General features: G+C 40.3%; 11 protein-coding genes. 7 read left to right on the plus strand and 4 right to left on the minus strand.

The genetic code is table 11. The annotated features are described in order from the left end of the window. Positions 1–259, minus strand: a 259-nt coding sequence (locus HWQ42_RS10250) for a hypothetical protein (RefSeq protein WP_292811572.1), incomplete at its 3' end; no start/stop codon positions are given. 272 nt (positions 260–531) lie between these two features. Here HWQ42_RS10250 and HWQ42_RS10255 point away from each other — a divergent pair. From HWQ42_RS10255 to purH, 3 genes are all read left to right on the plus strand, one after another. Further along, a complete protein-coding gene (locus HWQ42_RS10255) occupies positions 532–810 on the plus strand; it encodes a hypothetical protein (RefSeq protein ID WP_292811574.1) in 279 nt (92 codons plus the stop codon). A gap of 228 nt (positions 811–1,038) precedes the next feature. Further along, positions 1,039–1,389, plus strand: a complete 351-nt coding sequence (locus HWQ42_RS10260; RefSeq protein WP_292811576.1) for a hypothetical protein — start codon at positions 1,039–1,041, stop codon at positions 1,387–1,389. Between the two features lie 163 nt (positions 1,390–1,552). Further along, positions 1,553–3,073 (plus strand): bifunctional phosphoribosylaminoimidazolecarboxamide formyltransferase/IMP cyclohydrolase, encoded by a 1,521-nt coding sequence (gene purH, locus HWQ42_RS10265; protein ID WP_292811578.1) that lies wholly within the window; start codon positions 1,553–1,555, stop codon positions 3,071–3,073. Positions 3,074–3,703: 630 nt separating this feature from the next. On the opposite strand, the gene HWQ42_RS10270 is transcribed toward purH, so the two are convergent. From HWQ42_RS10270 to HWQ42_RS10280, 3 genes are all read right to left on the minus strand, one after another. Next, a complete protein-coding gene (locus HWQ42_RS10270) occupies positions 3,704–4,003 on the minus strand; it encodes a hypothetical protein (RefSeq protein ID WP_292737050.1) in 300 nt (99 codons plus the stop codon). 138 nt (positions 4,004–4,141) lie between these two features. Continuing rightward, positions 4,142–4,339: a hypothetical protein gene (locus HWQ42_RS10275; protein ID WP_292811580.1), complete on the minus strand. Its 198-nt coding sequence runs from the start codon at positions 4,337–4,339 to the stop codon at positions 4,142–4,144. Positions 4,340–4,384: 45 nt separating this feature from the next. Further along, positions 4,385–4,669, minus strand: a complete 285-nt coding sequence (locus HWQ42_RS10280) for a hypothetical protein (RefSeq protein WP_292811582.1) — start codon at positions 4,667–4,669, stop codon at positions 4,385–4,387. A gap of 129 nt (positions 4,670–4,798) precedes the next feature. Here HWQ42_RS10280 and gatB point away from each other — a divergent pair, with 129 nt between their 5' ends. The 4 genes from gatB (at position 4,799) to ntrB (ending at position 11,097) form a co-directional block, all read left to right on the plus strand. Then, positions 4,799–6,274 carry an Asp-tRNA(Asn)/Glu-tRNA(Gln) amidotransferase subunit GatB gene (gene gatB, locus HWQ42_RS10285; RefSeq protein ID WP_292811585.1) on the plus strand — a complete coding sequence of 492 codons (1,476 nt, stop codon included), beginning with the start codon at positions 4,799–4,801 and terminating at the stop codon, positions 6,272–6,274. A 638-nt stretch (positions 6,275–6,912) separates the two neighbouring features. Further along, positions 6,913–8,154 (plus strand): bifunctional ornithine acetyltransferase/N-acetylglutamate synthase, encoded by a 1,242-nt coding sequence (gene argJ, locus HWQ42_RS10290; RefSeq protein WP_292811587.1) that lies wholly within the window; start codon positions 6,913–6,915, stop codon positions 8,152–8,154. Between the two features lie 638 nt (positions 8,155–8,792). Then, a complete protein-coding gene (locus HWQ42_RS10295; protein WP_292811589.1) occupies positions 8,793–10,175 on the plus strand; it encodes a CmpA/NrtA family ABC transporter substrate-binding protein in 1,383 nt (460 codons plus the stop codon). A gap of 82 nt (positions 10,176–10,257) precedes the next feature. Further along, positions 10,258–11,097 (plus strand): nitrate ABC transporter permease, encoded by an 840-nt coding sequence (gene ntrB / locus HWQ42_RS10300; protein ID WP_292811591.1) that lies wholly within the window; start codon positions 10,258–10,260, stop codon positions 11,095–11,097. The last annotated feature ends 136 nt before the right edge of the window (positions 11,098–11,233 follow it).

Below are 11,233 nucleotides of genomic sequence, written 5' to 3' on the forward strand. Positions count from 1 at the left end.
AGAAAACATATTTCTTGTTTTTCTTGGAATAATTTATTCTTTGGAAGTCCCTAACGGCTGAAGTACATATTCTAAGGCGTTTATTTTGTTTGTCATCAAATTCAAACAACTGTATCGCTTTAGGATTTAGCTGGTTGGGATTTGCCTGATTACTGCTAGGAAAAATAGCTTGAGCAAGTAACTCTATGACTGTAGCGAGGTCAATAGAAGGCTTAAGCGATCGCGGGTCAACGTTAGCGCCAGTACCTTGTGAAGGCATAATTATTTCCTTTGTAATTTTCAGTATTACGACTGCTTCATTTGCTTGAACTTTACAGTCTCAGCAAATGGACTCTGTATTTTTAATATCTTAAATGTGTCTAATCTGTCAAGATAAATATGTTTTACGTTTCTAATACTTTTTTTAAGATTTTTTACACAAATATTTTTTTACATAATAATGTGTATCTTTGAAAAGATCAGGGGAAAATTAATGAGTATAAATTTACAAGCAGAACTAATGTAAATTTTAATTTTTTCTAAAAAGCAAAAATGGATAAAAATAATTTTGAAGCATTTACTAACTTACCAGCATTGAAAAAAAATGCTATTCAACTCTGTGGTCAAGAATTTATTGATAGCTTGACTCAAAAAGGTCTATATGCAAAAGATAGTGAATTCTGGGAAGAGGTTAATAAGAAGCTAAATATTTGTGATGATGCTTATGAAATTAAACAGGCTAGAGAACAAGCACAACGCGAACAACTGTTCTTAGAAAAGAAAGCTAAAGAGCAAGCAGAAACACAAAGATTGCTGACAAATAAAAAATAAATCTTTAGTAAAAACACAAAAAATTGGAAAATTACTGTTTTTGAACTTCCAGAATCAGATATTTTTGGCAAAAATTTTCTAGCAGAGTGTACTAAAGAACCAGACTTAATAAAAACTACTTGGTTTTACAAGAATCAAGAAGAAGCCTATAGTAGAGCTTGTAATCTTGCAGATGAATTTGAAGTCCAACAAGAAAGTTTAAGGATTTTTCAAGAGCGTTACGCAGTTATGAAACCTTTATATTTAATGATGATATACCTTTCAAGTGGAGATCAACATAATGAGTACCTTAACAATAGTCGTGAAAAGTCTAAAGAAAATTTTACTGGCGTTAACTGTTGGAATGGATTTGATTTTGAGATAATTAATGCTTTAGTGGCAGAAAGATTATTAGAATTTTCATCAAATAAAAATAAACTGATAATGAAGAAACAAGCTATGAAAGCGGCAAGAGAGGTTTTAAATAAAATTAATATTGATGGAGTATACAGGCTTTTAGAACAGCGAGAATATCATGAAGAATATATTAATTACATAAGTGAATTAGATATTATGGATGAGGAAGAAGAGGAAGAATAAATGTCGCACTGGCACAATGCCTGCCATCTGTAGCAGTCTTAATTGATAAAAGTGATGGCTAGATGATAATTAACGCTATTATTCCTCATGGTCTTGAAGTAAACCAAGGCTTATGCAAAACTTGAGATCCTTCGCTTCTAGCCTACTTTTAAGGAATTGATCAATGGCGCGTCTAGCCCTGCTGAGTGTATCTAACAAAACTGGTGTAATTGACCTAGCCCGTAGCTTGGTTGAAGAATTTGACTTTGGTTTAATCAGCAGTGGGGGAACAGCCCAAGCCCTCAAAGATGCAGGACTCCCTGTTACGAAGGTTGCAGATTATACAGGTTCACCAGAAATTTTAGGTGGTCGAGTCAAAACGCTGCATCCCCGAATTCACGGCGGGATTTTAGCCCGACGAAATGTTCCCGAAGATATTACAGATTTAGAAAATAACCAAATTCGCCCGATTGATTTAGTGGTGGTGAATCTATATCCTTTCGAGGAAACGATCGCTAAACCAGGGGTGACATTATTAGAAGCTGTAGAACAAATTGATATTGGTGGCCCGGCTATGCTGCGGGCATCATCGAAAAACTTTGCCCATCTCGCTGTATTATGCGATCCGGCACAGTATGACGAGTATTTGCAGGAATTGCACCAAAATAACGGTGTAGCATCCCTAGAGTTTCGGCAAAAGGCGGCATTAAAAGGATTTTCGCATACTGCTAGTTACGATCGCGCGATCGCATCTTATCTCGCTGAAGCAGAGCAGTACACCCTTAGTGGCACACAATTGCAATCTCTGCGTTACGGCGAGAATCCCCATCAATCCGCCGCCTGGTATAAAACTGGTACTACCCCAACTGGATGGGCAGCCGCTACAAAACTCCAAGGCAAAGAACTTAGTTACAATAACTTAGTTGATTTAGAAGCCGCACGCCGAATTATTGCTGAATTCACTGATACTCCAGCAGCAACGATTATCAAACATACAAATCCCTGTGGTACGGCATTGGGAAGTACAATTTCCGAAGCTTATCAAAAAGCTTTTAATGCTGATTCGACTTCTGCCTTTGGTGGGATTGTCGCACTCAACCGTCCGATTGATGCGGCTACGGCTAGCGAGTTAACAAAAACATTTCTTGAATGTGTGGTTGCACCAAGTTGTGATGCGGAAGCCCAAGAAATCCTGGCTAAGAAATCTAACGTGCGGGTTTTGACTCTAGCTGATTTGAGCAGTGGCCCTAAGGATACAGTGAAAGCGATCGCAGGTGGTTTCCTTGTCCAAGCTAGCGATGATGTGATTGCTGATGCCAGTCAATGGCAAGTTGTAACTGAACGTCAACCCACTGAGAGCGAATTAGCCGAACTGTTGTTTGCATGGAAAATTTGCAAACACGTGAAATCTAATGCCATTGTTGTAACTAGCGATCGCACTACACTAGGAGTAGGTGCTGGTCAAATGAACCGTGTTGGCTCTGTTAAAATTGCCCTAGAACAAGCTGGAGAAAAAGCCAAAGGTGCAACTTTAGCCAGCGATGGATTCTTCCCCTTTGATGATTCAGTCAAAACAGCAGCGGCAGCAGGAATTACAGCCATTGTCCAACCTGGGGGAAGTTTGCGCGATAAAGATTCTATCATTGCTGCTAACGAACTGGGTTTGCTGATGGTCTTAACTGGTGTACGTCACTTTTTACACTAAATTATTGACCGTAAGGTGTGCGGTTTAAAAAGTGTCACATAATTTACTTGCTTTTGCATTGGACTAGTGATATATTTTAGTCGTGTGTGAGGAGCAAGTTAAAAATAAAAAGCGCCTGGGGTGGAAACACGGCAACACTCCCAAGCGCTTTTTAATTGGTCAGAAATTGGATTGCCCGTGCGGTTTTAGAATTGTCACTCAATATACTTGCCATCTGATAGAAGTAGTGATATTATCTATTTGTGTGTGAGGAGCAAGTTAAGAATAAAAAATGTCTGGGGTGGAAACACGGCAACACTCCCAGGCATTTTTTAATTTATATATAAAAATTATAGAAATTAACCCTTCCAAAATAATTTCATATTTTTACCTAGTATTCCTCCAAAAGAGCAACATTTTTAACAAATTGAGCAAATATTGCAAAGCACTGAGAACGTTCAGGTTCACTGATAGCGTCGGCGGCAAGCGAATATTCGAGCGTCGCGTCTTGCAATTTTTAATTAATAATTTTTAATTTTTAATTGGAGCGAAGCGACTTGACGCTCCCAACTAAAAAGAGAAGCAGAATATTTGTATCAATTAAAACCCCTTTTTGGCAATAACGACGAACAAGGGAAGCAATCAAATCTTTCATACTTGTCTAATTTTCATTGCTTCTACTTCGCCAGTTTGAGAATTCACTTTAAAAAGTTTATATTCTCGTTCATACAACACAGGGGTTGAAGTAAGAGAGGGAGGAATTAAATCTTCCAATCGGCTTTTAGGAGGTTTTTTAGGAATATCAAACCCTAAAGTAATCAACCAGAAGCTTTTATCCTCAGAAAGTTCAACTTCTTCCAGTCTCAAATCTCCTAATGAAGAACCCATTATATCTTGTATGGATTTTATATATTGATATGCAGCATTTACTGCTGTTTTGACATCAATCATAATCTGAGTTGCTCCCTACCATAATTTGCTAATTTCATACTTTATCATAGTAATTTAATCTAGTTTTTTGGTAATTGGCTAACACATAAGTAACAATATATACTTTATATATTATTTATTCATTTTTTTTCATAAAAATCAATTGATTAAATCTGAATTGTGTGAAATATTTTGCAAAAAATCTCTAACTTCTATTGGTTTGCGGAGAATAATAACTTGCTGATTTGGTGTTAATTGACTAAGTTTTTCTAAAATTCCAGGACGACAAATAATTGGGTATGACCAGATATATTTGAGAAATTCCCAATTCAATCTTTCAGGACAATCTGATGCCATGTCAGGCCTAGATTGTCCTGCATACATGAAGCGACGTTTAATCACTCACGACAAACATAAAAGCCGGGGAAAATCCAAAAAAATTACCGTGTCTGCAACCGACAAACGAACGTCGAGAGTACCGCCATAATTACCATCCATAATCCAAGATTCTCGTAGGGTTAGGTCTTGGATTATGCTCTGCCATTCAGCTTTTGGAGTCTCAACCCAACCAGCATTCCAGTACCAAGCATCCAAGTGAATCACTTCTAAACCTAAGATGGTTCCGAGTTCGCGGGCTAGGGTAGATTTACCAGCACCTCCAGAACCAATGATTAAGATTTTCTTCACCTTAGATGTGCGTCTCCCTTTTCAAGCTCAAGAGGTAAGCATTGCTCACCCAAATAACCGTCTTCAGAGCAACTCAATACGCCGCTACAATAGTACCACTACAAGGATTATGCTCAAATTATTGATATTATGACCACTGCTACGACTGTAAAAACTGAGTATGAAGCGATTATTGGTTTAGAAACCCATTGTCAGCTGAGTACTAATACCAAGATTTTCTCTAATAGCTCTACGGCATTCGGCTCTGACCCCAATACTAACATTGACCCGGTTTGTATGGGTTTACCTGGGGTCTTACCTGTACTCAATGAAAAAGTATTAGAATACGCAGTCAAAGCTGGTTTAGCACTAAATTGTCAAATTGCTAAATATAGTAAATTTGACCGTAAACAGTATTTTTATCCAGATTTACCCAAAAATTACCAAATTTCTCAATACGATCTACCGATCGCAGAACATGGTTGGTTAGAAATTGAGTTGGTAGATGCTGAGGGGAATCCGATTCGCAAACGCATTGGCATTACGCGTCTGCACATGGAAGAAGATGCGGGAAAATTGGTACACGCAGGTAGCGATCGCCTCTCTGGTTCTTCCTATTCTCTGGTAGACTACAATCGCGCAGGTATCCCGTTAGTAGAAATTGTTTCGGAACCCGATTTGCGTTCTGGAGTAGAAGCTGCTGAATATGCTGAAGAATTGCGTCGGATTGTCCGGTATCTCGGCGTGAGTGACGGCAACATGGAACAAGGATCTCTGCGCTGCGATGTCAACATTTCTGTGCGTCCAGTAGGACGAAAGGAATTTGGCACCAAAGTAGAAATTAAAAACATGAACTCCTTTAGCGCCATCCAACGGGCGATTGACTACGAAATTGAACGCCAAATCGCCGCCATCGAAGCAGGCGATCGCATTATCCAAGAAACTCGACTGTGGCAAGAAGGCGCTCAATGCACAAGTAGTATGCGCGTGAAAGAAGGTTCTAGCGATTACCGCTACTTCCCCGAACCAGATTTAGCACCAATTGAGGTGTCAAATGCACAATTAGAGCAATGGCGTAGCGAATTACCAGAATTACCCGCTCAAAAACGCCATCATTATGAAAGCGAATTGGGGCTTTCCCCTTACGATGCGCGAGTGTTAACAGAAGATCGTTCAATCGCCGAATATTTTGAAACTGCGATCGCATCTGGAGCAAATGCCAAAGCTGCTGCCAACTGGATTACTCAAGATATTGCAGCCCATCTCAATAAGCAAAAACTCACTATTAGTCAAATCGGACTGACTCCCACCAATTTAGCAGATATCATCACTCGCATTGAAACGGGCAAAATTAGCAATGCTCAAGCTAAACAAAAGTTGCCAGATTTACTCAGTGGTATTTCTCCTGAGAAAGCCTTTGCCGGACAAGAGTTAATCACCGATCCTAGTGTACTGGAACCCATTGTTGATGAAGTCATAGCCGCCAATCCCAAAGAACTAGAAAAGTATCGCAACGGTAACACTAATCTCAAAGGCTTCTTTGTCGGACAAGTTCTGAAAAAGACAGAGAAACGTGCCGATCCTAAGCTGACTAACGAATTGGTTGAGAAAAAACTGAACGCCTAGTGAGCTGTCAAGCTAACTTCGCTGGGTGAGGAAGTAGGAGGAGCAGAGGGGCAGGGGAGCAGGGGAGAAGTTTCAGTAAGTTTTTCCCCTCTGCCTCTCCGCTCCTCTGCCTCTTCTGCCAATGCCCAATTCCCAATTCCCCAACTAAGTATTTTCCCGGTCTTGCTTCACACAATCTTCATATAAAAGCTGGTGACAACCCTCATACGTAAAATGATATGCTGTGGTAAGTAGATGCACCCTGATGATCTGGAGAGCTGCCTAAGTAGCTCTCTTTTTTATTTTATTTTCGTGGTATTTACGGATAAAATTTAAAAATTTTTAGAAATAATCTCAATAAATAAGTATTAACCCTTAAAAAGTAAATCAGAGAGATTAGTAAGCAGATGTATCCTGACGATCTAGAGAGTGACCCAAGTGGCTCTCCTTTTTTGTTTTGGTTTTTCGTCATAAGAAAGGTAAAAACAATTATGCCAATCGCCAACTGGTGCATTATTATTGCCATCAGCAAATAAACTCACAATAAAAGGGAGTGGGGAGTAGGGGGAAACTAATAACTCTTAACTCGTAACTCCTAACTCAGCACTTTTGTAAAGTACAAATTGACCTATCCAACCTGATAGTTGTAAGGAAAAATAATGGCAGATTGGCAAGAAATAACAGGTGGTATCACAGCACCAAGGGGGTATCAGGCCGCGGGAATTACCGCAGGGTTGAAACCTTCGGGGTTGCCAGATTTAGCTTTGATATTCTCAGAAGTGGAAGCGATCGCAGCGGGTGTGTTCACTACCAGCCAAGTGAAAGCTGCCTGCGTAGAATATTGTCGCCAACGCTTGCAAGCCAAACAAAGCGCTCGTGCCATCCTCTGCAACGCCGGACAAGCAAACGCCGCTACAGGAACTCAAGGCTACCTTGATACCCTAGAATCTGCTCTGGCAATAGCCCAAGCCTTGAACATTTCGTCTGAATCTGTGTTATTGGCTTCCACTGGTGTGATTGGTCAAAGAATTAAGATGGATGCTTTGCGAAGTGGAATTCCCAAAGTAGTAACAGCACTATCACAAACAGGCTCAGATGCCGCCGCCGGTGCGATTATCACTACAGACTTGGTAACAAAATCTATTGCTTTAGAGACAACTATAAGCGACCGCCCGGTACGAATTGGCGGCATTGCCAAAGGTTCCGGTATGATTCACCCTAATATGGCAACCATGCTGGCATTTGTTACTTGTGATGCTGTGGTTTCGCCTCACCTTTGGCAACAGATGTTAGCAAGGGCAGCTGATAGAAGCTTTAATTCCATTACTGTGGATGGTGATACCAGCACCAACGACAGCTTAATTGCCTTGGCAAACGGTCAATCTCGCACCCCAGCAATTATAGAATGGGGCGCAGAAGCAGAGAAATTAGAGGCGATGTTAACAGCAGTTTGCCAGCATTTAGCCAAAGCGATCGCTCGTGATGGTGAAGGTGCAACCTGTCTCATTGAAGTGGAAGTGACTGGCGCTCATGAGGAACTCTCAGCCCGACAAATAGCCAAAACTATCGCAGGTTCATCCTTAGTTAAATCTGCAATCTTTGGACGCGATCCAAATTGGGGACGCATCGCCGCCGCCGCTGGACGTGCAGGTGTGCCCTTTGAGCAAGAAAACCTGCAAATTAAGCTAGGGAATTTCTTAATGTTAGAAAATGGACAACCTCTGGAATTTGACCGTGCAGCAGCAAGTGCTTATTTGAAAAAAGCATCGGTGGGTGCTTATCTCCAACAGGATACGGTATTAATCTCCGTTAATGTTGGCAATGGTTATGGTGTAGGTAAAGCTTGGGGTTGTGATTTGAGTTATGACTACGTGAAGATTAACGCCGAATATACTACTTAAAATACTCACAATTGTTTGCTTGGTTGAGACAATCAGAACTAATTATCTGGATGTGATATAGCAATCCGTGTAGGAGTTACGAATAGAAAGATCCCCGACTTCTTCAAGAAGTCGGGAATCTGAGCCTCTTGGTGTTTCCAAATCAAATAGAGTTGCTAGATAAATCATAGTCTCAACATAATAGTCATGATAAATGAAAACTTATATATGACACATTATGACTAAAATTAAGTTAGAAAATAAATAGAAACAGTAAATCATAAATTAAACATAATAGTCTTCATAGATAAGAGTTTATATATTAAAAATTATTCCTATAGTTGAGGATAATAGATAAATTTTTACTTATACATCCAATCTAATATTTGTTTAATAATCTCCACTCCAAGTTAACAAATTCGGCTTCAAAGGCTGTAAACTAATTTCAACAAGGTGAATGATACCTCTGCATCACATTAAAAAAGCAGAGCCAATAAATTAGCCGAGTTTTTATACAGGTAGCTATTTCATTGATGAAATGGCTGCGATCGCTTGGTCAAATATAGCTTGATTAATCATTAATAATGCAAGAAACCAAGGTTTTTTGCCTAAATTGTCATAGCTATAAAAAATAACATTTACGTTTTCAGGAGATATTTATGACAGAATTTTTTAATCAAATTTCTCGCCGCAAATTCATCTTTACAGTCGGAGTATCTGCGGGTGCTGTATTCCTCAAAGGCTGTTTGGGTAATCCTCCTGAAAACCTCACTGGTGGAAGCACTCAAGCACAGCCAACTGCTCAAACGGTTGCTAATATTAGTCCTGAACAAACACCAGAAACTACTAAAGTCAAGCTGGGATATATTCCCATTGTAGAAGCGGCTCCTTTAATTATTGCTAAAGAAAAAGGCTTTTTTGCCAAGTATGGCATGACTAATGTTGACCTTTCCAAACAAGCTTCTTGGGGTGCAGCCAGAGACAACGTAGAAATTGGTTCTGCTGGTGGTGGTATAGATGGCGGTCAATGGCAGATGCCAATGCCACATTTAATTACAGAAGGTTTAATTACCAAAGGCAATCAAAAAATTCCCATGTATGTATTATGTCAGTTAATTACACATGGAAATGGAATTGCGATCGCCAGCAAGCACCAAGGCAAAGGTATTAGTTTACAACTCGCCAGCGCTAAGTCTTTATTTAAGGAATTAAAATCCTCAACCCCCTTCACAGCTGCATTCACCTTTCCTCACGTCAACCAAGATTTATGGATTCGCTACTGGTTAGCAGCAGGCGGCTTAGACCCGGATGCAGATGTCAAATTGCTCACAGTACCAGCCGCGCAAACTGTAGCCAATATGAAAACCGGAACGATGGATGCCTTTAGTACAGGCGACCCCTGGCCTTATCGCCTGGTGCAAGACAAAATCGGCTACGTAGCAGCATTAACCGCAGAAATTTGGAAGAATCATCCTGAAGAATATCTTGCCATGAGAGGCGATTGGGTTGATAAAAATCCCAAGGCTACCAAAGCAATTTTAAAAGGAATTATGGAAGCCCAACAATGGCTAGATAATTTTGATAATCGCAAAGAAGCGGCTGAAATTTTGGCTGGACGAAATTATTTCAATCTTTCTTCACCCGAAATCCTGGCTGATCCATACCAAGGGAAGTATGACATGGGTGATGGTCGCAAAATTGATGATAAATCAATGGCTGCTTACTACTGGAAAGATGAAAAAGGTAATGTTTCCTATCCATATAAGAGTCACGATTTATGGTTCATCACTGAAAACGTTCGTTGGGGATTCTTGCCAAAAGATTATCTAGACAATAATGCTGCTAAGGCGAAAGAACTCATCAATAAAGTCAACCGCGAAGATATTTGGAAAGAAGCTGCAAAAGAAGCTGGAATTGCCGCTGCTGATATTCCTACAAATACATCCCGTGGTGTAGAACAGTTTTTTGATGGCATAAAATTTGACCCCGAAAAGCCAGAAGAATATTTGAAGAGTTTGAAAATCAAGAAGGTCAGTATTTAGAGACGCGATTCATCACTTGTAGAGACGCGATGAATCGCGTCTAAAACAAATAACAAATAAAATTTGCGGAGAATACAACATCATGACACTCGCCCAAAAACGCCCTGCAAGCCCTAGATTTAGTAATAGCTTTATCTCCAGTCTGAAAAAGCAATTTCCTGATTTGATACCACCTGCGATCGCCATCTCGATCTTCCTCGTTCTCTGGCAACTCTTCGCTTGGATTCCGGGAGCAACATTACCAGGACCAATACAGGTTATCCAAGATACTTGGGTTCTAATTTTCTGGCCATTTTATGACCGAGGTGGCATTGACAAAGGTCTGTTTTGGCAAATTCTCGCTAGTTTGCAACGAGTCGCCATTAGTTATACCCTAGCTGCGATCGTTGGTATTGGTTTAGGCATTTTGATTGGTGTCAATAGAACCATGTCCAAAGCTTTAGACCCCATCTTTCAATTACTGCGGACTGTACCACCTCTAGCTTGGGTTCCCATTTCTTTAGCAGCTTTACGACAAAACGAACCAGCCGCCTTATTCGTAATTTTCATCACCGCCATTTGGCCCATCTTAATTAATACTGCTGTCGGCGTTACCCAAATTCCCCAAGATTACAACAACGTCGCCAAAGTTCTGCAACTTAGCCGCAAAGAATATTTCACTAATATTTTGATTCCGGCGGCATTACCCTACATCTTTACCGGCTTGAGAATTGCGATCGGTTTAGCTTGGTTAGCAATTATCGCCGCCGAAATCGTCATGTCCGGTATTGTTGGAATCGGGTTTTTTATCTGGGATGCCTATCAAAATAACAACGTCAGCGAAGTAATTTTGGCTCTAGTTTATATAGGCATTGTTGGATTGTTGCTAGATAAAGCAATGGGTTGGCTTCAAAACAAGATTTTACCAGCAGAGCAAAAATAGTGAATGGGGAATGGGGCATGGGGCATGGGAACTAAGAAAGATTTTCCAATCCTTAATCCCCAATCATCTCTAATCTTCAACGCCCAATGCCCAATGCCCAATGCCCAATGCCCAATGCCCAATGCCCAATGCCCAA

The organism is Nostoc sp. JL23 (assembly GCF_017115065.1).
Classification (GTDB): Bacteria; Cyanobacteriota; Cyanobacteriia; order Cyanobacteriales; family Nostocaceae; genus Nostoc; species Nostoc punctiforme_A.

What these genes read in the sequence shown, in the direction of transcription:
- HWQ42_RS10255 (WP_292811574.1), top strand. Translation starts at nt 532, where the DNA reads ATGGATAAAAATAATTTTGAAGCATTTACTAACTTACCAGCATTGAAA.
- HWQ42_RS10260 (WP_292811576.1), top strand. Translation starts at nt 1,039, where the DNA reads ATGAAACCTTTATATTTAATGATGATATACCTTTCAAGTGGAGATCAA.
- purH (WP_292811578.1), top strand. Translation starts at nt 1,553, where the DNA reads ATGGCGCGTCTAGCCCTGCTGAGTGTATCTAACAAAACTGGTGTAATT.
- HWQ42_RS10270 (WP_292737050.1), bottom strand. Translation starts at nt 4,003, where the DNA reads ATGATTGATGTCAAAACAGCAGTAAATGCTGCATATCAATATATAAAA.
- HWQ42_RS10275 (WP_292811580.1), bottom strand. Translation starts at nt 4,339, where the DNA reads ATGGCATCAGATTGTCCTGAAAGATTGAATTGGGAATTTCTCAAATAT.
- gatB (WP_292811585.1), top strand. Translation starts at nt 4,799, where the DNA reads ATGACCACTGCTACGACTGTAAAAACTGAGTATGAAGCGATTATTGGT.
- argJ (WP_292811587.1), top strand. Translation starts at nt 6,913, where the DNA reads ATGGCAGATTGGCAAGAAATAACAGGTGGTATCACAGCACCAAGGGGG.
- HWQ42_RS10295 (WP_292811589.1), top strand. Translation starts at nt 8,793, where the DNA reads ATGACAGAATTTTTTAATCAAATTTCTCGCCGCAAATTCATCTTTACA.
- ntrB (WP_292811591.1), top strand. Translation starts at nt 10,258, where the DNA reads ATGACACTCGCCCAAAAACGCCCTGCAAGCCCTAGATTTAGTAATAGC.